The sequence below is a fragment of the Streptomyces sp. NPDC002125 genome (assembly GCF_053593715.1).
On the sequence record NZ_JBSFDD010000008.1, the window covers coordinates 253,111 to 277,818 of the forward strand.

At 71.0% G+C, this 24,708-nt stretch carries 20 protein-coding genes; 9 read left to right on the top strand and 11 right to left on the bottom strand.

Features of this window, described 5'->3' with window-relative positions; translation table 11 throughout:
* Window positions 1–16: 16 nt before the first annotated feature.
* The 9 genes from fahA (at window position 17) to ACWCQM_RS17090 (ending at window position 9,532) form a co-directional block, all read left to right on the top strand.
* Window positions 17–1,246, top strand: coding sequence for a fumarylacetoacetase (fahA, locus tag ACWCQM_RS17050; RefSeq protein ID WP_450916052.1), 1,230 nt, complete (start codon window positions 17–19; stop codon window positions 1,244–1,246).
* On the top strand, window positions 1,243–1,914 hold the full coding sequence (locus ACWCQM_RS17055) for a GOLPH3/VPS74 family protein (RefSeq protein WP_450916053.1): 672 nt from the start codon (window positions 1,243–1,245) through the stop codon (window positions 1,912–1,914). Before fahA ends, ACWCQM_RS17055 begins: the two co-directional genes overlap by 4 nt.
* 150 nt (window positions 1,915–2,064) lie before the next feature.
* On the top strand, window positions 2,065–2,835 hold the full coding sequence (locus tag ACWCQM_RS17060; RefSeq protein ID WP_450916054.1) for a GntR family transcriptional regulator: 771 nt from the start codon (window positions 2,065–2,067) through the stop codon (window positions 2,833–2,835).
* Between the two features lie 45 nt (window positions 2,836–2,880).
* Window positions 2,881–3,108, top strand: coding sequence for a 4Fe-4S dicluster domain-containing protein (locus ACWCQM_RS17065; protein ID WP_266479325.1), 228 nt, complete (start codon window positions 2,881–2,883; stop codon window positions 3,106–3,108).
* 15 nt (window positions 3,109–3,123) lie between these two features.
* Window positions 3,124–4,494, top strand: coding sequence for an ABC transporter substrate-binding protein (locus ACWCQM_RS17070; protein ID WP_450916055.1), 1,371 nt, complete (start codon window positions 3,124–3,126; stop codon window positions 4,492–4,494).
* Window positions 4,491–5,357, top strand: coding sequence for an ABC transporter permease (locus ACWCQM_RS17075; protein WP_450916056.1), 867 nt, complete (start codon window positions 4,491–4,493; stop codon window positions 5,355–5,357). Before ACWCQM_RS17070 ends, ACWCQM_RS17075 begins: the two co-directional genes overlap by 4 nt.
* Window positions 5,354–6,106, top strand: coding sequence for an ABC transporter ATP-binding protein (locus ACWCQM_RS17080; RefSeq protein ID WP_450916057.1), 753 nt, complete (start codon window positions 5,354–5,356; stop codon window positions 6,104–6,106). The genes ACWCQM_RS17075 and ACWCQM_RS17080 overlap by 4 nt, the downstream gene beginning before the upstream one ends.
* Window positions 6,107–6,117: 11 nt before the next feature.
* Window positions 6,118–8,838, top strand: coding sequence for a fumarate reductase/succinate dehydrogenase flavoprotein subunit (locus tag ACWCQM_RS17085; RefSeq protein ID WP_450916058.1), 2,721 nt, complete (start codon window positions 6,118–6,120; stop codon window positions 8,836–8,838).
* An 85-nt stretch (window positions 8,839–8,923) separates the two neighbouring features.
* Window positions 8,924–9,532, top strand: a complete 609-nt coding sequence (locus tag ACWCQM_RS17090; protein ID WP_450916059.1) for a Uma2 family endonuclease — start codon at window positions 8,924–8,926, stop codon at window positions 9,530–9,532.
* Between the two features lie 13 nt (window positions 9,533–9,545).
* Here ACWCQM_RS17090 and recQ read toward each other — a convergent pair whose 3' ends face one another.
* From recQ to nuoE, 11 genes are all read right to left on the bottom strand, one after another.
* A complete protein-coding gene (recQ, locus tag ACWCQM_RS17095) occupies window positions 9,546–11,522 on the bottom strand; it encodes a DNA helicase RecQ (RefSeq protein WP_450916060.1) in 1,977 nt (658 codons plus the stop codon).
* Between the two features lie 118 nt (window positions 11,523–11,640).
* A complete protein-coding gene (nuoN, locus tag ACWCQM_RS17100; protein WP_450916061.1) occupies window positions 11,641–13,305 on the bottom strand; it encodes an NADH-quinone oxidoreductase subunit NuoN in 1,665 nt (554 codons plus the stop codon).
* Window positions 13,302–14,873 (bottom strand): NADH-quinone oxidoreductase subunit M, encoded by a 1,572-nt coding sequence (locus ACWCQM_RS17105; protein ID WP_073744128.1) that lies wholly within the window; start codon window positions 14,871–14,873, stop codon window positions 13,302–13,304. Before ACWCQM_RS17105 ends, nuoN begins: the two co-directional genes overlap by 4 nt.
* A 4-nt stretch (window positions 14,874–14,877) precedes the next feature.
* The gene (nuoL, locus tag ACWCQM_RS17110) at window positions 14,878–16,797 is read right to left on the bottom strand and encodes an NADH-quinone oxidoreductase subunit L (protein ID WP_450916062.1); all 1,920 of its coding nucleotides are present in this window, start codon (window positions 16,795–16,797) and stop codon (window positions 14,878–14,880) included.
* 12 nt (window positions 16,798–16,809) lie between these two features.
* Window positions 16,810–17,109 (bottom strand): NADH-quinone oxidoreductase subunit NuoK, encoded by a 300-nt coding sequence (gene nuoK / locus ACWCQM_RS17115; protein WP_073744124.1) that lies wholly within the window; start codon window positions 17,107–17,109, stop codon window positions 16,810–16,812.
* On the bottom strand, window positions 17,106–17,963 hold the full coding sequence (locus tag ACWCQM_RS17120; protein WP_450916063.1) for an NADH-quinone oxidoreductase subunit J: 858 nt from the start codon (window positions 17,961–17,963) through the stop codon (window positions 17,106–17,108). The genes nuoK and ACWCQM_RS17120 overlap by 4 nt, the downstream gene beginning before the upstream one ends.
* On the bottom strand, window positions 17,960–18,556 hold the full coding sequence (gene nuoI, locus ACWCQM_RS17125; protein WP_450916064.1) for an NADH-quinone oxidoreductase subunit NuoI: 597 nt from the start codon (window positions 18,554–18,556) through the stop codon (window positions 17,960–17,962). The genes ACWCQM_RS17120 and nuoI overlap by 4 nt, the downstream gene beginning before the upstream one ends.
* Window positions 18,549–19,994, bottom strand: a complete 1,446-nt coding sequence (gene nuoH, locus ACWCQM_RS17130; protein WP_450916065.1) for an NADH-quinone oxidoreductase subunit NuoH — start codon at window positions 19,992–19,994, stop codon at window positions 18,549–18,551. The genes nuoI and nuoH overlap by 8 nt, the downstream gene beginning before the upstream one ends.
* On the bottom strand, window positions 19,991–22,498 hold the full coding sequence (locus tag ACWCQM_RS17135) for an NADH-quinone oxidoreductase subunit G (RefSeq protein ID WP_450916066.1): 2,508 nt from the start codon (window positions 22,496–22,498) through the stop codon (window positions 19,991–19,993). Before ACWCQM_RS17135 ends, nuoH begins: the two co-directional genes overlap by 4 nt.
* On the bottom strand, window positions 22,495–23,868 hold the full coding sequence (gene nuoF / locus ACWCQM_RS17140; RefSeq protein WP_267074206.1) for an NADH-quinone oxidoreductase subunit NuoF: 1,374 nt from the start codon (window positions 23,866–23,868) through the stop codon (window positions 22,495–22,497). Before nuoF ends, ACWCQM_RS17135 begins: the two co-directional genes overlap by 4 nt.
* The gene (gene nuoE, locus ACWCQM_RS17145; RefSeq protein ID WP_450916088.1) at window positions 23,868–24,686 is read right to left on the bottom strand and encodes an NADH-quinone oxidoreductase subunit NuoE; all 819 of its coding nucleotides are present in this window, start codon (window positions 24,684–24,686) and stop codon (window positions 23,868–23,870) included. The genes nuoF and nuoE overlap by 1 nt, the downstream gene beginning before the upstream one ends.
* Window positions 24,687–24,708: the final 22 nt, after the last annotated feature.

Sequence of the window (24,708 nt, forward strand, 5' to 3'; positions counted from 1 at the left end):
AAAGGGGCAGCGACAGATGCCCGAGCAGAGCAGCCCGCTCGATCTGGCCGAGGGCGATCCCTTCGGCCCGCACAACCTCCCGTACGGCGTGTTCTCCACCCCCGGGCACCCGCAGGAGCGCAGGGTCGGCGTCCGCGTCGGCGGACATGTACTGGACGGGGGCGCGGCGGCGCACGCGCTCGGCTCGCCGTACGCCCGGCTGCTGGCGCAGCCGAGCCTGATGCCGCTCCTGGCGGCGGGGCGGACCGCGTGGCGGGACGTGCGGCGGGCGCTGACGGCGTGGGTGACCGTCCCGGCGCACCGCCCGGACATGGAGCCCCTGCTGTATCCGCTGGACGAGGTGACCCTGCACCTTCCGTACGAGGTCGCCGACTACGTCGACTTCTACGCCAGCGAGCACCACGCCACCAACGTGGGCAGGATCTTCCGGCCCGACGGCGCGGCCCTCACCCCGAACTGGAAGCACCTGCCGATCGGTTACCACGGGCGGGCCGGCACGGTCGTCGTCTCGGGCACCGATGTGGTGCGTCCCTCCGGGCAGCGCAAGGCGCCCTCCGACCCGGCGCCGGTGTTCGGCCCCTCGGTGAAGCTGGACATCGAGGCCGAGGTCGGCTTCGTCGTCGGTGTCCCCTCCGAGCAGGGCACACAGGTCCCGCTCGGGGACTTCCGGGAGCACGTCTTCGGTCTCTCCCTGCTCAACGACTGGTCGGCGCGCGACATCCAGGCCTGGGAGTACGTGCCGCTCGGGCCGTTCCTGGGCAAGTCCTTCGCCACCTCCGTATCGGCGTGGGTGACCCCGCTGGAGGCCCTGGACGCGGCCCGTACGGCGCCGCCCGCCCGGGACACCCCGCTGCTCCCCTACCTGGAGGACGCGGGCGACGAGGAGCCCGGCGGTTTCGACATCCGGATCTCGGTGGAGATCAACGGGCAGACCGTCTCCGAGCCCCCGTTCTCCTCCATGTACTGGACGGCGGCCCAGCAGCTGGCGCAGATGACGGTCAACGGCGCCTCCCTGCGCACGGGCGACCTGTACGGCTCCGGCACGGTCAGCGGCGCCGAGCCCGCCCAGCGCGGCTCCCTGCTCGAACTCACGTGGAACGGCCGCGATCCGCTGGACCTGTCCGAGGGCAAGCGGACGTTCCTGGAGGACGGCGACACGGTCACTCTGACCGCCTGGGCTCCCGGCCCGCACGGCACCCGGGTGGGGCTCGGCGAGGTCACCGGACGGATCACGGCCGCGCGGTGAACGACGCGCCGGCGCTCCCCGAGGAACTGCTGCTGCTCGCCCTCGATCCCGTACGCGGCAAGCCGTACTGCCGCGGTTCCTTCCTGGAGTACGGCGTCGCGGGGGCCGTCCTGGCGGAGCTGGAGCTCCAGGGCCGGGTGACCGAGGAGCGCGGCCGGGTCGTGGTCGTGAATCCGCTGGACCCTCCCGATCCGCTGCTGGCGGTGTTCCTGCGGAGCCTTCCGGCGGCGGGCAAGAGCCGGTTCGGCTCGGGGGTGTCGGCGCAGCGCTGGGTGCGGCAGACCGGGCGGCGGGCCGAGGGCCTCTGGCTGGACGACCTGGTGGAGCGCGGTGTGCTGCGCAGGGAGACCCGCCGCTTCATCGGGCTGTTCCCGTACCACCGCCACCCCGAGGGGACGGGCGGCGGAGCGGCTGCGGCGCGGCAGCGCTTCGAGGAGTCCCGTGCGGCCGGCCACCCCGACCGCAGGGGGCGGCTCCTCGCCGCGCTGGCCGCGGCGGTCGAGCTGCCGTCGGTGGTGAGGGAGGGCGACCGCCGCGCCCGTGCGGCGGCGCGTGCCCTGGCCCGCGAGGAGTGGCCGGCGCTCGCGGTGCACCGCAACGTACGCCAGGACAAGGCCGCCCGGGCGGGCGGCGGGGACGGCGGCGGGGGCGGGGGCGGGGGCGACTGAGGTCCCGTGTCCGAGGGGTGGTCGTCCGGGGTGGCAGATCTTCGCCGCCCGGACGGATAATCGCTGGTCAGGGCGGTACGTCCCGCCCCCTCAAGTGGCGCAACACTGCAGCAACACCATCGCGTGGACCCCGTCGGTATGGTCCAGCGCATGCCAGCCGATCGCACCCGTGAGCACACCGTGCCCGTCGCCGCCGCCCGCCGGCGCCGGCTGCGCGCGGACCATGCGCGGCTGCTCGCCGACCTGCTGCGCCACCAGGTGCGGACCGGCGGCTTCCCCGGCGGGGTGCTGCCCTTCGAGGACGCGATCGGCAGCGACTACCGCGTCTCGCGCAACACCGTCCGCCAGGCCCTGGACCTGCTGCGTGCCGAGGGCCTGGTGGAGCGGCAGCCGGGCGTCGGCACCGTCGTGGTCAGCGAGAGGTACCCGCACCGCCTCGACCGGCTCCAGGGTCTGGCCGAGACCCTCCGCGAGCACGGCCGTGTCACCAACGAGGTCCGTACCGTCGGCCCCGTGCCCGCGCCGGGCCCCGTCGCACGGCGGCTGCGGATCGCGGAGCACACCGACGTGCTCTACATCGAGCGGCGCCGGCTGCTGAACGGGCTGCCGCTCTCCCTCGACCTCACCTACGTCCCCATGGACATCGGGGCCGGCCTGCTCGGCTGCGACCTGGAGAACACCGACGTCTTCCGGCTGCTGGAGAGCCTCACCAAGCAGCAGCTCGGCACCGCCGAGATCACCATGGAGGCCGTCAACGCCGACGCGCACTCCGCCGCCGTCCTGGAAACCCCGCAGGGCTCCGCCGTCCTGATGCTGGAACGGCTCACCCACCTCTGTGACGGCCGCCCCGTGGACCTGGAGTTCATCCGCTTCCGGGGCGACCGCATCAGCATGAGCGGACTGCTGCACCGGTCCGGCTGACTCCCTCCCTTTCCCGGATCTACTCCCTCTTCCCTGGAGACCGCCATGCCTCTGGCGCCCCAGCGGGCCGACGTGCCCGTGACCATCGACGAGTCCAAGTGCATCGACGGCTGCACCCTCTGCGTCGACATGTGCCCGCTCGACTCGCTGGCCATCAACCCGGACAGCGGCAAGGCGTACATGCATGTCGACGAGTGCTGGTACTGCGGCCCGTGCGCGGCCAGGTGTCCCACCGACGCGGTCACGGTCAACATGCCCTACCTCCTCCGGTGAAAGGCCCTTCCTCCCATGCGACGCACGGCATTCCGTACGGCCGGCGCCCTGCTGGCCTCCACGCTGCTCGCCCCCCTCACGGGCTGCGGCAGCGAGGCGAGCGCGGGTGACGCCGACACGGTCACGGTGACCGTCGGCTATCAGTCCAGGACCATCAACACCGTCACGGCGGGCACCCTGCTGCGCTCGCTGGGCTACTTCGAGGACGAACTGCGTGCCCGCGGCGAGCGGGACGGCGTCACGTACGAGGTGAAGTGGCAGGACTACGCGACGGGCGCCCCGATCACCGCCCAGATGACCGCGGGGAAGATCGACATCGGCTCGATGGGCGACTTCCCGCTGCTGATCAACGCCGCCCGGGGCAAGCAGCTGAACCGTCCGACCAAGCTGGTCTCGGTCACCGGCTACAACCTGCGTGGCGGGCTCAACACCGTGGTGACATCGCCCGATTCGGGGCTCGACTCCTTGAAGGACCTGCGCGGCAGGAAAGTCTCCACGAGCGTCGGCTCGGCCGCGGACGGGACGCTCGTCCGCGCGCTCCAGCAGGCCGGGCTCGACCCGGAGAAGGACATCCGCAAGCTCAACCAGCAGCCCGCGGTGGGCGCGTCGGCACTCCAGGCCGGCAGCGCCGACGCCCTCTCGCAGTTCGTGGCGTGGCCCGGACTGCTGGCGTTCCAGGGCAGGGCGAAGGCGCTCTACGACGGGGCGGAACTGGATCTGCCGACGTTTCACGGGGTCACCGTGGTCGAGGACTTCGCGAAGAAGCGGCCCGCCGTGCTGGAGGACTTCCTCCGGGCGCAGGGCCGGGCGACGGAGTATCTGCGCGAGCACCCGGTGGCGGCCTCCGAGTCGGTGGCGAAGGCGACGGGGCTGCCCGCCGAGGTCGTCCACCTCTACAACGGCGCCCAGGGCATCGCCACGTTCGACACGACGGTGAAGCCCGCCCTGGTCGCGGCGCTCAAGAAGGATGTCCCGGTGCTGCGTTCGGCGAAGCTGGTCGGGGACGTGGACGTCGACTCCTTCGTCGACGAGTCGTACGTGAAGCGGGTGTACGGCTCCGACTACGCGAAGGCGCGGGCCGCCGGTCCGCCCGCCGCGCGGGGCGGCGAGGTCTGGCTGAAGGGTGAGGACACCACCTCGGCGTTCGCCACTCCCGCCGAGGTCCTGCGGTACGCGGCCGGGCACGAGGGCAAGGTCCGCGCCGCGTACGTCCCCGACGCGGGCACCGGCACCCTGTGGTTCGCGGACCGCGCGGTCTGGGTGTCGGACGGTACGGAGCTCAGGCCGTACGTCACCGGGTCCGCGGCCCGCGCGGACGCCGCCGCGCATCCGGGCTCCCGTGTCGTCCCGTACGCCACCGCGCTCGAACTGGCCCGCGCCTCATGAGGGCGCGGCGGTGGTCGGTCGCGCTGCGGGCGCTGTCGCTGGTGGCGGCGCTGGGCATCTGGCAGCTGCTCACCTCCTACGACGTCAACCTGTGGCTGCGCTTCGAGCAGTTCCCCACGGTGACCGACGTGGCCCGTGCGTTCGGCGACCGGCTGGGCAGCGACGCGTACTGGCAGGACCTCACCGACAGCCTGACCCGGATCGTCACCGGTTTCGCCCTGGCCGCTGTCCTGGGCATCACGGCCGGCACGGCGATCGCCCGCTCGCGGCTGGTCTCGGACCTGCTGGGCCCGGTCCTGGAGGTGATACGCCCGGTCCCGGCGATCGCTCTGGTGCCCGTGGCGATCCTGCTCTTCCCCAGCAACGAACAGGGCATCGTCTTCATCACCTGCACCGCGGCGTTCTTCCCCGTCATGGTCTCCACCCGGCACGCGGTGCGTGCGCTCACCCCGGTGTGGGAGGAGGCCGTCCTGACGATGGGCGGTGGCCGGTGGAGGATCCTCGGCTCCGTCGTCCTGCCCGGCGCGCTCCCCGGCATCCTCGGGGGGCTCTCCGTCGGCATCGGGGTGTCGTGGATCTGTGTGATCTCCGCCGAGATGATCTCCGGCGAGTACGGGGTCGGCTACCGCACCTGGCAGGACTACACGGTCGTCGACTATCCGGGGGTCTTCGTCGGCATGGCCACGATCGGACTGCTGGGGTGGATCACCTCGACGGCGGTGGAGGTGCTGGGCCGCCGCCTCACCCGGTGGCTGCCGCGCACGGAGGGCAGCCGCCCTCCGGCCCCCGTGCGGTACCGGAAGCGGAACGTCCCCCCGGTGACGGCACCGGTCCCCCTGGCGAAGGAGCGGGTGCACCCATGACCACGACCACTCCCCCGGGAGTCCGGCTGACGCTGCGCGGCGCCGTGCTCGGCCGGGCCGGGGCGCCGGTACTGGACGGCGTCGATCTCGACGTCGTCCCCGGCGAGATCCTGGCGGTCGTCGGGCCGTCCGGCTGCGGCAAGTCCACGCTCCTGCGCACCCTGGCCGGGCTGCTGCCCGCCCTCGGCGGGGAGGTCGCCCAGGACGGCCAGGAGATCACCGCGCCCGGGGCCGAGCGGGCCCTCGTCTTCCAGGACGACGCACTGCTGCCGTGGCGCACGGTGCGGGCCAACGTCGAACTCCCGCTGGCGATCCGGGGCGTTCCGCGCGGGGTCCGGAGGACGCGCGCCGAGTCCTGGCTGGCCCGGGTCGGCCTGGACGGCCACGGCGCGAAGTTCCCGCACCGGATCTCGGGCGGCCAGCGCCAGCGCGTCCAGCTGGCCCGCGCCCTTGCGGCCGAGCCGCGCGCGGTGCTGATGGACGAGCCGTTCGGCGCGCTGGACGCCCAGACCAGGGCCGGGATGCAGCAGTTGCTCGTCGACGTCCTCGCCGGCACGGGTGCCACGGTCGTGTTCGTCACACACGACGTGGACGAGGCGCTCTTCCTCGGCGACCGGATCGCGCTCCTGCCGGCCGGACGCGTCCTGGACGTACCGCGTCCCCGCGAACGCGCCGCGCACACCGATCCTGCGACCGTCGCGCTGCGCCGCCACGTCCTGGAGTCCCTCGCCCCCGCCACCTCCGACTGAAAGGCCCGACCGTGCAGATCCCCGCCCTCGCCGACGCCGAAGAACTCTCATGCGACGTACTGGTCGTGGGGGGCGGCACGGCCGGCACCATGGCCGCGCTCACCGCCGCCGAACACGGTTCCTCCGTCCTGCTGCTGGAGAAGGCGCACGTCCGACACTCGGGCGCCCTCGCCATGGGTATGGACGGTGTGAACAACGCGGTGATCCCGGGGCGGGCCGAACCCGACGACTACGTCGCGGAGATCACCCGTGCCAACGACGGCGTCGTCGACCAGTCGACCGTCCGCCAGACGGCGGTGCGCGGGTACGGGATGGTGCGGCGGCTGGAGTCGTACGGGGTGAAGTTCGAGAAGGACGAGCACGGGGAGTACGCCGTGCGCCAGGTGCACCGCTCCGGCGCGTACGTGCTGCCGATGCCCGAGGGCAAGGACGTCAAGAAGGTCCTCTACCGGCAACTGCGGCGCCGGGAGATGAGGGAGAGGATCCGGATCGAGAACCGGGTGATGCCGGTCCGGATCCTCACCGGCGACGACGGCCGGGCGATCGGCGCGGCTGCCTTCAACACCCGTACCGGCGCGTTCGTCACCGTGCGCGCGGGGGCCGTCATCCTGGCCACCGGCCCCTGCGGACGGCTGGGCCTCCCCGCCTCGGGGTACCTCTACGGGACGTACGAGAACCCCACCAACGCGGGCGACGGCTATGCCATGGCGTACCACGCGGGCGCCGAGCTGACCGGCATCGAGTGCTTCCAGATCAACCCGCTGATCAAGGACTACAACGGACCGGCCTGCGCCTACGTCGCCAATCCCTTCGGGGGCTACCAGGTGAACCGGCACGGCGAGCGGTTCGTCGACTCCGACTACTGGTCGGGGCAGATGATGTCCGAGTTCGCGGCGGAGGTCGCCTCGGACCGCGGTCCGGTGTACCTGAAGCTGAGCCACCTGCCCGAGGAGTCCGTCAGCGCGCTGGAGGGCATCCTGCACTCCACGGAGCGACCGACCCGGGGCACGTTCCACGCGAACCGGGGCCACGACTACCGCACCCACGACATCGAGATGCACATCTCCGAGATCGGCCTGTGCGGCGGGCACTCGGCGTCCGGGGTGCGTGTCGACGACCACGCCCGCACGACGGTGCCCCGCCTCTACGCGGCCGGGGACCTGGCCTGCGTCCCGCACAACTACATGATCGGCGCGTTCGTCTACGGCGATCTCGCCGGAGCCGACGCCTCCCAGTACTCCGCGTACGAGGGCGAACTGCCCGCGGACCAGCTGAAGGAGGCCCATGAGCTGGTCTACCGGCCGCTGCGGAATCCGGAGGGACCCCCGCAGACCCAGGTCGAGTACAAGCTGCGCCGCTTCGTGAACGACTACGTGGCCCCGCCGAAGTCGGGGGCCCGGCTCTCGCTCGCGCTGGAGCACTTCGAGCGGATGCGCACGGACATCGCGGAGATGGGTGCGACCACCGCGCACGAGCTGATGCGCTGCGCGGAGGTGAGCTTCATCCGGGACTGCGCCGAGATGGCGGCACGCTCCTCGCTGGCCCGTACGGAGTCCCGCTGGGGGCTCTACCACGAGCGCACGGACCATCCGGAGCGCGACGACGAAGGCTGGTTCCACCACCTGGACCTGCGCAAGTCGGCCTCGGGCACGATGGAGTTCACGGCCCGGCCGGTGGCGCCGTACCTCGTGCCGGTGGACGGATTCGACCCGGTGGGCGGGGCCTCGCGGGAGCTCGGCGAGGTCGAGGCCGAGCAGGTGGCGATCGCCGGGGCGAAGGAGGCCGCCCCGTCCGGTGCCACGGCGACCGTCCGCGCCGGGGCCGCCGCGGCCCCCTCGGCCGGACCTTCCCCGCGCATCCTCGAACTCCTCGCCCTGGCGGAGGACCAGCCGGAGCTGGCGGACCTCGCCCCGTATCTCGGCGACCCCGACCCCGTGGTCCGGCGCGCGGTGGTGGCGGCGCTCACCGAGTCGACCCCGGAGGGCGCCGGGCCCGCGCTGGCGGCGACGCTCGCGGACCCGGTCCCGTCCGTGCGGGCGGCGGCGGCATCCTCCCTGCGGGAGCTGGTCGAGGTGCTCCCGGCCGAACCGGCGCTGCGCGAGCCGCTGGTGGCGGCGCTCGGCTCCGGGGACCCCGTCGTACGGGCCACGGCGCTGGACACCCTGCGGGCGCTGCGCCTGGGGGACGCGGAGCTGTACGCCGGCACGCTCGGCGACCCCGACATCGACGTACGCGTCCACACGGTGAGCGCCCTGGTCTCGGTGGACGCCACCGGTCTGCTGGCCGGGGCCGTGGCCGACCCGTCCCGCGAGGTCCGGGTGGCCGTCGCGAAGGGGCTGGCGGCCACCCGCTCCCCCGGGCCGGAACCTCTGGCCCCGCTCCTGTCGGACCGGGACCCGCTGGTGCGGGCAGCGGCCCTGGGTGCGCTCGCTGCCACGGGGTGCCCGGGGCCGTTCGCCGCGACGGCGGTCACGGCCCTTTCCGATCCGGCCTGGCAGGTCCGGGCGGGGGCCGCGACGGCGCTCTCCTCGGCGGACCCCGCATCCGCGGTGGGCCCGCTGGCCGGGGCACTGGACGATCCCAACGCCGACGTACGCAAGGCGGCGGTCCTGGCGCTGCTCCACCACACGGCCCACGACGCGGCCGGGGAGGCGCTGGCCGGAGTGCTCACGGACCCGGACGCGGACGTGCGCGCGTACGCGGCAAGAGGAGCAGCGGTCAACGGCGCATAACTCGCTCACACGTTTGGGCGGCCATGATCGGTTTTCGCCGGATACGCTGAACGCACCCGCGAGACTTCTTCGTATGGGAGCACTGATGAGCATCGAACCCGAGGCCCCTGAGCCGCGGTGGGCGGTTCCGCCCGTGGGCGGCTGGACCGCCGATGACCTGGACACACTCCCGAATCTGCCTCCGCACACGGAGCTGATCGACGGGAGCCTGGTTTTCGTGAGTCCGCAGACCGTATTCCATGAGCGTGCGATCGACTACCTCAAGTGGCAGTTGCAGTCGGTAGCGCCGCACGACCTGGAGGTCTTCCGGGAATTCACCATCGATGTCGACTTCCAGAACCGGCCCGAACCCGATGTCGTCGTCGTACGCGCGGACGCGGTCGAGAGCTTGCGGCAGACACGGTTCCCCGCGAGCAGTGTGCTGCTCGCGATCGAGGTCGTATCGGACGAGTCCGTCACCCGTGACCGGGAGACCAAGCCCGTGAAATACGCCCGAGCGAAGATCCCGCACTACTGGCGGGTGGAGAACCAGGACGGCCGGGCGGTGGTCTATGTCTTCGAGCTGGAGCCCGCGACCGGCGCGTACACCTCCACGGGGATCTTCCATGACCGGATGAAGGTGTCCACTCCCTTCACCATCGATCTCGACCTGACCGCGATCGTCTCGCGCCGCCGGGCGGCGCAGCCGGAGTAGTCCCGGCCTCCGCTCACTCGAACTCCGGCGGCTCCTCGTCCCAGCCGAACTCCGGGTCGGCCTCCTGGACGGCGGGCGGCGCCTTCGGCTCCGGGGTCCGGGCCGCTGCGGGAGCCGGCTCCGGTGCTGCGGCGGGGGCCGCGTCGCCCAGTCCGGCCAGCACCTCCAGCACTCCCTCGCCGTATGTCGCGAGCTTCTTCTCGCCCAGGCCGCTGACCCCGCCGAGCTCCGCGAGGGAGCCCGGGCGCAGCGACGCGATCTCCCTCAGCGTCGCGTCGTGGAAGATCACATAGGCCGGGAGGCCCAGCTCCTTCGCCGTGGCCCCGCGCCAGGCGCGCAGCGCCTCGAAGACCGGGACGGCCTCCTCCGGCAGGTCGGCCGCTGCCGCCGCCGACTTGGCCTTGCGCTCGCCGCCGGACGAGGACCGGGTCGTCGGCCGCTTCGGTTCCTTCCGCAGGAGCACTTCGCGCTCCCGGCCGAGCACGGAACCGCTGTCCTCGGTCAGCACCAGCGTGCCGTACTCGCCCTCGACCGCGAGCAGCCCCTGCGCGAGCAACTGGCGCACCACGCCCCGCCACTCCGCCTCGGCCAGCTCCTCGCCGATGCCGAAGACGGACAGCTGGTCGTGGTCGAACTGGATCACCTTCGCGGTCCTGCGGCCCAGCAGGATGTCGATGATCTGCCCGGCCCCGAACTTCTGATTCCGCTCGCGCTTCAGCCGGACCACGGTCGACAGCAGCTTCTGGGAGACCACCGTGCCGTCCCAGGTCTCGGGCGGGGTGAGGCAGGTGTCGCAGTTCCCGCAGGCCTGGTCGCCGGGCTCCTGGCCGAAGTACGTCAGGAGCTGGGCGCGGCGGCACTGGACGGTCTCGCAGAGCGCCAGCATGGAGTCGAGGTGCGAGGCGGCACGACGCCGGAAGGCCTCGTCGCCCTCACCGCTCTGGATCAGCTTGCGCTGCTGGACGACGTCCTGGAGTCCGTATGCCATCCAGGCCGTGGACGGGGCCCCGTCACGTCCCGCACGGCCGGTCTCCTGGTAGTAGCCCTCGACGGACTTGGGCAGGTCGAGGTGGGCGACGAAACGCACGTCGGGCTTGTCGATGCCCATGCCGAAGGCGATCGTCGCGACGACGACGAGACCCTCCTCGCGCAGGAAGCGCGACTGGTGGGCGGCGCGCGTCCCGGCGTCGAGGCCCGCGTGGTACGGCACGGCCTCGATGCCGTTGCGGCTGAGGTACTCGGCGGTCTTCTCCGTCGAATTGCGCGAGAGGCAGTAGACGATGCCCGCGTCCCCCGCGTGCTCCTCCTTGAGGAAGGTGAGCAGCTGCTTCTTCGGGTCGGACTTCCCCACGATGCGGTACTGGATGTTGGGCCGGTCGAAGCTGGCCACGAAGTGCTTGGCCTCGGGCATACCGAGCCGCTGCGTGATCTCCCGGTGCGTGGCCTCGGTCGCCGTGGCGGTGAGGGCGATACGGGGCACGTCGGGCCAGCGCTCGCCCAGGACGGAGAGGGCCAGATAGTCCGGGCGGAAGTCGTGGCCCCACTGGGCGACGCAGTGCGCCTCGTCGATCGCGAAGACGGAGATCTCCCCGCGGGCGAGGAGGGCGAGCGTGGAGTCGAGGCGCAGCCGCTCGGGGGCCAGATACAGGATGTCGAGCTCGCCCGCCACGAACTGGGCCTCCATCGAGCGGCGCTCGTCGAAGTCCTGCGTGGAGTTCATGAAGCCCGCGCGGACCCCGAGCGCGCGCAGGGCGTCGACCTGGTCCTGCATGAGCGCGATCAGCGGGGAGATCACGATGCCCGTGCCCGGCCTGACCAGGGCGGGGATCTGGTAGCAGAGGGACTTGCCGCCGCCGGTGGGCATGAGCACGACGGCGTCGCCGCCCTCGACGACATGCTCGATCACCGCGCCCTGCTCACCGCGGAACGCCTCGTACCCGAACACCCGGTGCAGCGTCTGCTGCGCAGCGCTCTCGGTCGTCACACTCATGGTCGCGCCCGTCCGTCCGTCTTCACCCGTCCACAGCAACCATAGGCGCCGCCTGTGACAACGCCGGACGGGCTTGACTTTCCAGGCCCGTCCGGCGTCGTCGTGGTGGTGCGGTGCGTCACCGCACGAAGACTCCCGCCTGGCTCGCCAGGTCCAGGAAGTACTGCGGGGCCAGGCCCAGCACCAGGGTCACGGCGACCCCGACCGCGATCGTGGTCATCGTCAGCGGGGACGGGACGGCGACCGTGGGGCCGTCCGCCTTCGGCTCGCTGAAGAACATCAGGACGATGACCCGGATGTAGAAGAAGGCGGCGATGGCCGACGAGATCACACCGACCACGACCAGACCGCCCGCGCCGCCGTCCGCCGCCGCCTTGAAGACGGCGAACTTGCCGGAGAAGCCCGAGGTGAGCGGGATGCCGGCGAAGGAGAGCAGGAAGACGGCGAAGACCGCCGCGGTCAGCGGCGAGCGCCTCCCGAGACCGGCCCACTTCGACAGATGGGTCGCCTCGCCGCCGGCGTCCCGCACCAGGGTGACGACGGCGAAGGCACCGACGGTCACGAAGGAGTACACCCCGAGGTAGAAGAGGACCGAGGAGACGCCGTCCGGGCTGGCCGCGATGACGCCGGCGAGGATGAAGCCCGCATGCGCGATCGAGGAGTAGGCCAGGAGCCGCTTGATGTCGGTCTGGGTGATCGCGACGATCGCCCCGCCCAGCATGGTGACGATCGCGACGCCCCACATGACGGGACGCAGGTCCCAGGTGAGGCCCGGCAGCACGACGTACAGCAGGCGCAGCAGCGCGCCGAAGGCGGCGACCTTCGTGGCGGCGGCCATGAAGCCGGTGACCGGGGTCGGGGCGCCCTGGTAGACGTCCGGGGTCCACATGTGGAAGGGGACCGCGCCGACCTTGAAGAGCAGGCCCATGAGGATCATCGCGCCGCCGATCAGGAGCAGCGCGTCGTTGCCCATGGTGGCGGCGAGGGCGGGATCGATCTCCTGGACGGTGCCGTCGACGACGTTGGCGATGCCCGCGTACGAGACGGTGCCCGCGTATCCGTAGAGCAGGGCGATCCCGAAGAGCAGGAACGCCGAGGAGAACGAGCCGAGCAGGAAGTACTTCACGGCCGCTTCCTGGGACATCAGCCGCTTGCGGCGGGCGATGGCGCACAGGAGGTAGAGCGGGAGGGAGAAGACCTCCAGCGCGATGAACAGCGTCAGCAGGTCGTTGGCCGCCGGGAAGACCAGCATGCCCGCCACGGCGAAGAGTGTCAGCGGGAAGACCTCGGTCGTGGTGAAGCCGGCCTTGACCGCGGCCTTCTCCCCGTCGCTGCCGGGGACGGCACCCGCCTGTGCGGCGAAGGAGTCCACGCGGTTGCCGTGCGAGGCGGGGTCGAGGCGGCGCTCGGCGAAGGTGAAGACGGAGACCATCGAGACGAGCAGGATCGTGCCCTGGAGGAACAGGGCCGGTCCGTCGACGGCGATGGCTCCCATGGCCGCGATGTGGGCGCTCTTCGCGGCGTAGCCGTCGGCGGCGAGCCCCACCACCGCGGCGAACGAGGCGGCGATCGCGACGACGGTCAGGAACACCTGGGTGGTGTACCTGGCCCGGCGCGGGACGAACGCCTCCACGAGGATTCCGAGGACGGCGGCACCGACCACGATCAGGACGGGCGCCAGCTGGGCGTACTCGATGGTCGGGGCGGTGAACTTGTCGCCCGCGGCTGCCGATGTCACCCCGCCCGCTGTCGTCCACAGGCTGTGGACAGCTGTTGCGCTCACTTGGCGGCCTCCACCTCGGGCTGGGGGTCCTTCTTCTGTACGTCGTGCATGGTGTGCTGGACCGCCGGGTTGACGACCTCGGTGAGCGGCTTCGGGAAGACGCCCAGGAAGATCAGCAGGGCGATCAGGGGAAGGGCCACCGCCAGCTCACGGACCTTGAGGTCGGGCATGCCCCCGATGCCTTCCCTGACCGGCCCCGTCATCGTCCGCTGGTAGAGGACGAGGACGTAGAGCGCGGCGAGCACGATGCCGACGGTGGCGATGATGCCGACCACCGGATACGCGCTGAACGCGCCGACCAGGACCAGGAACTCACTGACGAACGGCGCGAGGCCGGGCAGCGAGAGCGTGGCCAGGCCGCCGATCAGGAAGGTCCCGGCCAGCAGCGGCGCCACCTTCTGCACCCCGCCGTAGTCGGCGATGAGCCGGGAACCGCGCCGGGTGATCAGGAATCCGGCGACCAGCATCAGCGCGGCCGTCGAGATGCCGTGGTTGACCATGTAGAGCGTGGCGCCCGACTGGCCCTGGCTGGTCATCGCGAAGATGCCGAGCACGATGAAGCCGAAGTGCGAGATCGACGCGTAGGCGATGAGCCGCTTGATGTCGCGCTGGCCCACGGCGAGCAGGGCGCCGTAGATGATCGAGATCAGCGCCAGGACGAGGATCACCGGCGTCGCCCACTTGCTGGCCTCCGGGAAGAGCTGGAGGCAGAAGCGGAGCATCGCGAAGGTGCCGACCTTGTCGACGACCGCCGTGATGAGGACGGCCACCGGGGTGGTCGCCTCGCCCATGGCGTTGGGCAGCCAGGTGTGCAGCGGCCAGAGCGGGGCCTTCACCGCGAAGGCGAAGAAGAAGCCGAGGAACAGCCACCGCTCCGTGGAGGTCGCCATGTCCAGCGAGCCGTTGGCCCGGGCCTCGGCGATCTCGGAGAGCGAGAAGCTCCCCGCGACGACGTAGAGCCCGATGACGGCGGCCAGCATGATGAGGCCGCCGGCCAGGTTGTAGAGGAGGAACTTCACGGCGGCGTAGCTGCGCTGTGCCGCGGCGTTCTCGTCGCTGCCGGTGTGCGCCCGGTCCCCGAAGCCGCCGATGAGGAAGTACATCGGGATGAGCATGGCTTCGAAGAGGATGTAGAAGAGGAAGACGTCGGTGGCGACGAAGGACAGGATCACCATCGCTTCGACCATCAGGATCAGGGCGAAGAAGCCCTGGGTCGGCCGCCACCGGCTGGAGTTGGTCTCCAGGGGGTCGGCGTCGTGCCAGCCCGCCAGGATCACGAAGGGGATCAGCAGCGCGGTGAGCGCGAGGAGCGCCACCCCGATGCCGTCGACGCCCAGTTCGTACCGGACGCCGAAGTCCTTGATCCAGGCGTGCGATTCGGTGAGCTGGTAGCGCTCGCCGCCCGGTTCGAAGCGGGCGAACACGATGCCGGCCAGAACGAGCGTGGCCAGCGAGACGGCCAGGGCCAGCCATTTGGCCGCCGTGCGCCGGGCGGCCGGGACCGCCGCGGTGGCGATCGCACCGATCGCCGGGAGCGCGGCCGTCGCTGTCAGGAGGGGAAAGGACATGGGATCAGACCGCCCTCATCAGCAGGGTCGCGGCGATGAGTACCGCCGCACCGCCGAACATCGAGACCGCGTAGGAGCGGGCGTAGCCGTTCTGCAGCTTGCGCAGCCGGCCGGAGAGCCCGCCCATCGAGGCGGCCGTGCCGTTGACGACGCCGTCGACCAGGGTGTGGTCGACATAGACCAGGGAGCGGGTGAGGTGCTCGCCGCCGCGGACCAGGACCACGTGGTTGAAGTCGTCCTGGAGAAGGTCCCGGCGGGCCGCCCTGGTGAGCAGCGAGCCGCGCGGGGCGACGGCGGGGACGGGCCTGCGCCCGTACATCGCCCAGGCGATCGCCACACCGATGACGAGCACCACCATGGTGGCGGCGGTGACGGTCGTCGCGCTGACCGGGGCGTGTCCGTGGTCGTGCCCGGTGACGGGCTCCAGCCAGTGCACGAAGCGGTCGCCGATGGAGAAGAAGCCTCCGGCGAAGACCGACCCGAAGGCCAGCACGATCATCGGGATCGTCATGGACTTCGGCGACTCGTGCGGGTGCGGCTCGTGGCCCTCGCCCGCGGCGGAGCCGCCATCGGATGCAGTCGGCTGCCAGCGCTTCTCGCCGAAGAACGTCATCAGCATCACGCGCGTCATGTAGAACGCGGTGATCGCGGCGCCCAGCAGGGTGACGGAGCCGAGGATCCAGCCCTCGGTGCCGCCCTTGGCGAAGGCCGCCTCGATGATCATGTCCTTGGAGAAGAAGCCGGACAGGCCCGGGAAGCCGATGATCGCGAGGTAGCCGAGGCCGAAGGTGACGAAGGTGACCGGCATGTACTTCCGCAGGCCGCCGTACTTCCTCATGTCCACCTCGTCGTTCATGCCGTGCATGACCGAACCGGCGCCGAGGAAGAGCCCGGCCTTGAAGAAGCCGTGCGTCACCAGGTGCATGATCGCGAAGACGTATCCGATGGGACCGAGGCCCGCGGCGAGGATCATGTAGCCGATCTGCGACATCGTCGAGCCCGCGAGGGCCTTCTTGATGTCGTCCTTCGCGCAACCGACGATCGCACCGAAGAGGAGCGTGACGGCTCCGACGACCACGACGACCAGCTGCGCGTCGGGCGCGGCGTTGAAGATCGCGCCGGAGCGCACGATGAGGTAGACGCCGGCGGTCACCATGGTGGCGGCGTGGATGAGGGCCGAGACCGGGGTCGGGCCCTCCATCGCGTCACCGAGCCAGGACTGCAGCGGCACCTGGGCCGACTTGCCGCAGGCCGCGAGGAGCAGCATCAGGCCGATCGCGGTGAGCTTGCCCTCGCCGGTGTCCCCGGTGGCTTCGAGCACCGGCCCGAAGGCGAAGGTACCGAAGGTGGTGAACATCAGCATGATCGCGATGGACAGGCCCATGTCGCCGACCCGGTTGACCAGGAAGGCCTTCTTCGCGGCGGTGGCCGCGCTGGGCTTGTGCTGCCAGAAGCCGATGAGGAGGTACGACGCCAGGCCGACACCCTCCCACCCGACGTACAGCAGGAGGTAGTTGTCGGCGATGACCAGGAGGAGCATCGCCGCGAGGAAGAGGTTCAGATAGCCGAAGAAGCGGCGCCGTCGCTCGTCGTGCTCCATGTAGCCGATGGAGTAGATGTGGATCAGCGTGCCCACACCGGTGATCAGCAGGACGAACGTCATCGACAACTGGTCGAGCTGGAAGGCCACATCGGCCTGGAAACCCTCGACGGGGATCCAGCTGAACAGCTTCTGGTGCAGGGCGCGGTCCTCGGCGCCCTTGCCCAGCATGTCGGTGAAGAGCACGACACCGACGGCGAAGGACGCGGCGGCGAGCACCGTGCCGATCCAGTGGCCCGTCCGGTCGAGCCGGCGGCCTCCGCAGAGCAGGACCGCCGCTCCGAGCAGGGGCGCCGCGACCAGCAGCGCAATCAGGTTTTCCACGATTCCGACCCCTTACAGCTTCATCAGGCTGGCGTCGTCGACCGAGGCCGAGTGGCGGGAACGGAACAGCGACACGATGATCGCGAGCCCCACGACGACCTCCGCGGCGGCGACGACCATCGTGAAGAAGGCGATGATCTGGCCGTCGAGATTGCCGTGCATCCGGGAGAACGCGACGAGCGCGAGGTTGCAGGCGTTGAGCATCAGCTCGATGCACATGAACACCACGATCGCGTTCCGCCTGATCAGCACGCCGGAGGCGCCGATCGTGAACAAAAGGGCCGCGAGGTAGAGGTAGTTGACCGGATTCACTTGGCGACCTCCTCCTCTTCTTCTGCGGTGTGGTCGCGGGCCGGCCCGCGGTCACGGCCGAGCCGCTCCCCGGAGCGCTGTTCCAGCGCCTTGAGATCGGCGAGCGACTCGCTGGACACGTCGCGGATCTGGCCGCGCTGCCGGAGTGTCTGCATGACGGTGAGCTCGGACGGGGTGCCGTCCGGGAGCAGTCCCGCGATGTCCACCGCGTTGTGCCGGGCGTAGACGCCGGGGGCGGGCAGCGGCGGCACATGGCTGCTGCGCACCCGCTCCTGGGAGAGCTCTCGCTGCGTCTTCGCGCGTTCGGTGCGCTCGCGGTGGGTGAGCAGCATCGCGCCGACGGTCGCCGTGATCAGCAGGGCGCCGGTGATCTCGAACGCGAAGACGTACTTGGTGAAGATGAGGTTGGCGAGGCCCTCGACGTTTCCGCCGTGCTGGGCGTTGGCCGCGCCGAGGCCGTTGAACGTGCTGAGCGAGGCCTGCCCGATGCCGGCGATCAGCAGGATGCCGAAGCCGAGTCCGCAAGCGGCGGCCAGCCACCGCTGCCCCTTGAGGGTCTCCTTCAGCGAGTCGGCCGCCGTGACACCGACGAGCATGACCACGAAGAGGAACAGCATCATGATCGCGCCGGTGTAGACGACGACCTGCACGATGCCCAGGAAGTAGGCGCCGTTGGCGAGATAGAAGACCGCCAGCACGATCATGGTGCCGGCGAGCGAGAGCGCGCTGTGCACCGCCTTCTTCATCAGGACGGTGGAGAGCGCCCCGATGACGGCGACGGTGCCGAGAATCCAGAACTGGACGGCCTCGCCGGTCGAGGTGGCGGTGGCCGCTGCGGCCAGGGTGGAGGTCATGCGTCGACCTCCTTGTCCGCTTCTCCCTTGGAGACGGCCGTCTGGCGCTCCGTGCCCGGGGCGGCCTCGGTCACCAGGCCCCGGTAGTAGTCCTGTTCGTCCATGCCCGGGAAGATCGCGTGCGGGCTGTCGACCATGCCTTCCTCCAGGCCCGCGAGCAGCTCGTCCTTGGTGTAGATGAGGCTCTCGCGGGTGGTGTTGGCGAGCTCGAACTCATTGGTCATGGTCAGAGCCCGGGTGGGGCACGCCTCGATGCAGAGCCCGCACAGGATGCAGCGTGCGTAGTTGATCTGGTAGACGCGGCCGTAGCGCTCGCCGGGGGAGTAGCGCTCCTCGTCCGTGTTGTCCGCGCCCTCGACGTAGATCGCGTCGGCCGGACAGGCCCAGGCGCACAGCTCGCAGCCGACGCACTTCTCCAGCCCGTCGGGGTGACGGTTGAGCTGGTGCCGGCCGTGGAAGCGCGGCGCCGTGACCTTCTGCGTCTCCGGGTACTGCTCGGTCAGCCGCTTCTTGAACATGGCCTTGAAGGTCACGCCGAAGCCGGCCACAGGATTCTGGAACTTCTCCCCTGAGGGTTCCGGTGACTCAGACACCGTCGGCCTCCCTTCCGTCACTCGAACTTCCGGCACTCGGACTTCCGGCACTCGGACTTCCGCCACCCAGGTCGTCACTCCGAGTATCCGGTCCACCACTGACAACGAGCTCCCGCTCACGTCGCGGCGTGCGGCGCGGCACCGGGGGCAGGGTCTGGCCGGGCAGCGGGGGCACGGGGTACCCGCCCGCCATCGGGTCGAACGCCGGCTCCGGTCCCGCCGCCTCCTCGGCGGCCTTGGCCTTCCGGTCGCGGAAGACGTCGGCGACGAAGGAGACGAGCAGGACCGCGATGACGGCCCCGGCGACGTACAGCAGGATCTGCGAGAAGTCGTAGCCCTCGTTGTTCAGCGCCCTGACGGTGGCGACCATCATCAGCCAGACCACGGAGACCGGGATCAGGACCTTCCAGCCGAGCTTCATCAGCTGGTCGTAACGGACGCGTGGCAGCGTGCCGCGCAGCCAGATGAAGAAGAAGAGGAGCAGCTGCACCTTGATGACGAACCAGAGCATCGGCCACCAGCCGTGGTTCGCGCCCTCCCAGAAGGTGCTGACCGGGTACGGAGCCCGCCAGCCGCCCAGGAAGAGGGTCACGGAGACCGCGGAGACGGTGACCATGTTGACGTACTCGGCGAGCATGAACATCGCGAACTTGATCGACGAGTACTCGGTGTTGAAGCCGCCGACGAGGTCGCCCTCGGACTCCGGCATGTCGAACGGCGCGCGGTTGGTCTCGCCGACCATCGTGACGATGTAGATGATGAAGGAGACCGGCAGCAGGAGCACGAACCAGCGGTCCTCCTGCGCCGCCACGATCTCCGAGGTCGACATCGACCCGGAGTAGAGGAACACCGAGGCGAAGGCGGCGCCCATCGCGATCTCGTAGCTGATCATCTGGGCGCACGAGCGCAGACCGCCGAGCAGCGGGTACGTCGATCCGGAGGACCAGCCGGCCAGCACGATGCCGTAGATGCCGACGGAGGCGACCGCGAGGATGTACAGCATCGCGATCGGCAGGTCGGTGAGCTGCATCGTCGTACGGTGGCCGAAGATCGAGACCTCGTTGCCCGACGGGCCGAACGGGATCACGGCGATCGCCATGAACGCCGGTGCGGCGGCGACGATCGGGGCCAGGATGTAGACGACCTTGTCGGCCCGCTTGACGACGACGTCTTCCTTGAGCATCAGCTTGATGCCGTCGGCGAGCGACTGGAGCATGCCCCAGGGGCCGTGCCGGTTGGGGCCGATGCGCAGCTGCATCCAGGCGACGACCTTGCGCTCCCACACGATGGAGAAGAGCACGGTCACCATCAGGAAGGCGAAGCAGAACACCGCCTTGACGACGACGAGCCACCAGGGGTCGGTGCCGAACATCGAGAGATCCTCGGCCGCGAGGACGGTCCCCCGCGGTGCCGCGGTGAGTTGGGCGAGGCCGGTCACTCTCCTACCTCCGTTGTCACGACGTGGGAGCCCGGGGCGGCCGGACCGATCCTGACCAGTCCGCCCGGCTGGGCGCCGGTGTCGGCGGGGACGCCACGTCCGACGGAGTTGAGCGGCACCCACACCACCCGGTCGGGCATCTCGGTGACCACGAGCGGGAGTTCGGTGGAGCCGGCGGGTCCGGTGACGGCCAGCAGATCGCCGTCCTTCACCCCGGACTCGGCCGCGGTGGCCGGGGAGAGCCGGGCGACCGCGGCGTGCCGGGTGCCGGCGAGCGCCTCGTCGCCCTCCTGGAGCCGGCCCCGGTCGAGCAGCATCCGGTGTCCCGCGAGCACGGCCTCGCCGTCCCCGGGCCGGGGCACCGGACGGGACTCCGCCCGCGGGTCGTCGGCGTGACGCACGTCCTGGCCGCCGAGGCGGTCGAGCTCGCGGCGGGCCGCCCTCAGGTCTGGCAGTCCAAGGTGTACGTCGAGCGCGTCGGCCAGCATGTGCAGCACGCGCGCGTCGGTCGGGCAGAGCGTCCTCGGCAGCTGCTCGGGCTTGAGCGCGGCCTCGAACATGCGCGCCCTGCCCTCCCAGTTGAGGAAGGTGCCGGGCTTCTCCGGGACGGCGGCGACGGGCAGGACCACGTCGGCGCGCTCGGTCACCGCGCCGGGGCGCAGCTCCAGCGACACGAGGAAGCCGACCTCGTCCAGCGCCTGGAGCGCCCCGGCCGGGTCCGGCAGGTCCTCGGGGTCGACGCCCGCGACCAGCAGCGCGGCCAGCTCGCCGGTGGCCGCGGCCCGGAGGATCTGCCCGGTGTCGCGGCCGAAGCGCGAGGGGAGTTCGGCGACGCCCCAGACGGAGGCCACCTCGTCCCTCGCGCGGGGGTCTGTCGCGGGACGGCCGCCGGGCAGCACCGACGGGAGCGCGCCCGCCTCCAGTGCGCCGCGTTCGCCGGCCCGGCGCGGGATCCACACCAGCGCGGCACCGGTCGCCGTGGCGGTGCGCACGGCGGCGGTCAGTCCGCCGGGCACCGCGGCGAGCCTCTCGCCCACCACGATGACCGCGCCTTCGCCGCGCAGCGCCTCGGCCGCGACGGCTCCTTCGCCCTCCAGGCCGACTCCGCCCGCGAGCGCGTCCAGCCATTCGGTCTCGGTGCCGGGTGCGGCGGGGAGCAGCGTGCCGCCCGCCTTCTCCAGGCCCCGGCTGGCGTGCGAGGCGAGGGCGAACGTCCGCTGCCCGTGCTTGCGGTGGGCCTTGCGCAGCCGCAGGAAGACGCCGGGCGCCTCCTCCTCGGACTCGAAGCCGGCCAGCAGGACGGCCGGGGCCTTCTCCAGCGAGGTGTACGTGACCCCGCTGCCGTCCAGATCGCGTCCGCGTCCCGCCACCCGCGCGGCCAGGAAGTCGGCCTCCTCACCGCTGTGGACGCGGGCCCGGAAGTCGATGTCGTTGGTGTCGAGGGCGACCCGCGCGAACTTGCTGTAGGCGTAGGCGTCCTCGACGGTCAGCCGCCCTCCGGTGAGCACGCCGGTCCTGCCGCGCGCACCCGAGAGTCCGGCAGCCGCGGCTTCCAGCGCCTCCGGCCAGCTCGCCGGCTCCAGCACACCCTCCGCGTTGCGCACGAGCGGGGTGGTGAGCCGGTCGCGCTGCTGGGCGTAGCGGAAGCCGAAGCGGCCCTTGTCGCAGAGCCACTCCTCGTTGACCTCGGGGTCGTTGGCGGCGAGCCGCCGCATGACCTTGCCGCGCCGGTGGTCGGTCCGGGTGGCGCAGCCGCCCGCGCAGTGCTCGCACACCGAGGGCGTCGACACCAGGTCGAAGGGCCGGGAGCGGAAGCGGTACGCCGCCGAGGTCAGCGCCCCGACGGGACAGATCTGGATGGTGTTGCCGGAGAAGTACGACTCGAAGGGGTCGCCCTCGCCCGTACCGACCTGCTGGAGCGCGCCGCGCTCGATCAGCTCGATCATCGGGTCGCCCGCCACCTGGTTGGAGAACCGGGTGCAGCGGGCGCAGAGCACGCACCGCTCGCGGTCCAGCAGCACCTGGGTGGAGATGGGGACGGGCTTCTCGAAGGTGCGCTTCTTCCCGTCGAAGCGGGAGTCGGCGCCGCCGTGCGACATCGCCTGGTTCTGAAGGGGGCACTCGCCGCCCTTGTCGCAGACCGGGCAGTCCAGCGGGTGGTTGATGAGCAGGAGCTCCATCACCCCCTTCTGGGCCTTCTCCGCGACGGGCGAGGTGATCTGCGACTTCACGACCATGCCGTCGGTGCACGTGATGGTGCAGGACGCCATCGGCTTGCGCTGGCCCTCGACCTCGACGATGCACTGCCGGCAGGCGCCGGCCGGGTCGAGGAGCGGGTGGTCGCAGAAGCGCGGGATCTCGATGCCCAGGAGTTCGGCGGCGCGGATGACGAGGGTGCCCTTGGGCACGCTGATCTCGATGCCGTCGATCGTGAGCGTGACCAGGTCCTCGGGCGGAACGGCCGCCTCGCCGCCCCCGGAGGGCGCACTCGTGGTGACTGTCATGCGTTCACCCCCCGGTGAGCGTTCTTGTCGTCTTTGTCGTCGGCCCAGAGGGTCGACCGGGCCGGATCGAAGGGGCAGCCCCTGCCGGTGATGTGCTGTTCGTACTCCTCGCGGAAGTACTTGAGCGAGGAGAAGATCGGCGAGGCCGCGCCGTCGCCGAGGGCGCAGAAGGACTTGCCGTTGATGTTGTCCGCGATGTCGTTGAGTTTGTCGAGGTCGGACATCTGTCCCTTGCCGGCCTCGATGTCGCGGAGCAGCTGGACGAGCCAGTAGGTGCCCTCACGGCACGGGGTGCACTTGCCGCAGGACTCGTGGGCGTAGAACTCGGTCCAGCGGGTGACGGCGCGGACCACGCAGGTGGTCTCGTCGAAGCACTGGAGCGCCTTGGTGCCGAGCATGGACCCGGCGGCGCCGACCCCCTCGTAGTCCAGGGGGACATCGAGGTGTTCGTCGGTGAACATCGGGGTGGAGGAGCCGCCCGGGGTCCAGAACTTCAGGCGGTGCCCCTCGCGGATGCCGCCGCTCATGTCGAGCAGCTGCCGCAGGGTGATGCCGAGCGGGGCCTCGTACTGGCCGGGGCTGGTGACGTGGCCGCTGAGCGAGTACAGCGTGAAGCCCGGGGACTTCTCGCTGCCCATCGACTTGAACCAGTCCTTGCCCCTGTGCAGGATCGCGGGAACCGAGGCGATGGACTCCACGTTGTTCACCACGGTGGGGCAGGCGTACAGACCGGCGACCGCGGGGAAGGGGGGACGCAGCCGGGGCTGGCCGCGCCGTCCTTCCAGCGAGTCGAGCAGCGCGGTCTCCTCGCCGCAGATGTACGCGCCGGCGCCCGCGTGCACCGTGAGTTCGAGGTCCAGCCCCGAGCCCAGGATGTTCTCCCCCAGATAGCCCGCCTCGTACGCCTCGCGTACGGCCTCGTGCAGCCGCCGCAGTACGGGGACCACCTCGCCACGCAGATAGATGAAGGCGTGCGAGGAGCGGATCGCGTAACAGGCGATCACGATGCCCTCGATGAGGCTGTGCGGGTTCGCGAAGAGGAGCGGGATGTCCTTGCAGGTCCCGGGCTCCGACTCGTCGGCGTTGACCACGAGGTAGTGCGGCTTGCCGTCGCCCTGCGGGATGAACTGCCACTTCATCCCGGTGGGGAAGCCCGCTCCTCCGCGTCCGCGCAGACCGGAGTCCTTGACGTACGCGATGAGGTCGTCGGGCGCCATGGCCAGGGCCTTGCGCAGTCCCTCGTATCCGTCGTGGCGACGGTAGGTGTCCAGGGTCCAGGACTCGGGCTCGTCCCAGAAGGAGGACAGCACGGGGGCCAGGAGCTTCTCCGGGCTGGTCCCGTTCTTGTCGATCTCGGCTGCCAAGGTCATCACTCCCCCTCCTCGGCTGCGGGCCCGGCCGGGTTGTCCGGGTCGGAGGCCGCCGTCTGCTGCGGTGCGTCGTGCGAGCTGAGGTGCTCGGCGCCCTTCTGCGGCTGTGCGTCCTGCGGCGCCTCGCCGCGCTGCCCGACGACGCGCGCGTGCGGTGCGGCTTCGCCCTTGGCCAGCTTCAGCCCGATCAGCGAGGCGGCTCCCGCTCCTCCGCTGGCCTCGACGGCGCCGGGGCGCTCGTCGGGGAAGCCGGCCAGGATGCGGGCCGTCTCCTTGTACGTGCACAGGGGCGCGCCCCGGGTGGGCTCCACGGTCCGGCCGGCGATCAGGTCGTCGACGAGCCGTGTCGCGCTCTCCGGTGTCTGGTTGTCGAAGAACTCCCAGTTCACCATCACGACGGGGGCGAAGTCGCAGGCCGCGTTGCACTCGATGTGTTCGAGCGTGACCTTGCCGTCCTCGGTCGTCTCGGCGTTGCCGACGCCCAGGTGCTCCTTGAGCCGGTCGAAGATGGCGTCGCCGCCCATGACCGCGCACAGGGTGTTGGTGCAGACCCCGACCTGGTAGTCCCCGCTGGGCCGGCGCCGGTACATCGAGTAGAAGGTGGCGACCGCGGTGACCTCGGCGGTGGTGAGGCCGAGCCGGTCGGCGCAGAACGCCATGCCCGTACGGGAGACGTATCCCTCCTCGGACTGCACCAGGTGCAGCAGCGGCAGCAGCGCGGAGCGGCTTCCGGGATAGCGGGCGATCACCTTCTCCGCGTCCGCTTCGAGCCGGGCGAGCACCTCGGCCGGGTAGGCGGGGGCAGGGAGCTGCGGCATCCCCAGGCTGACTTCTCGGTTG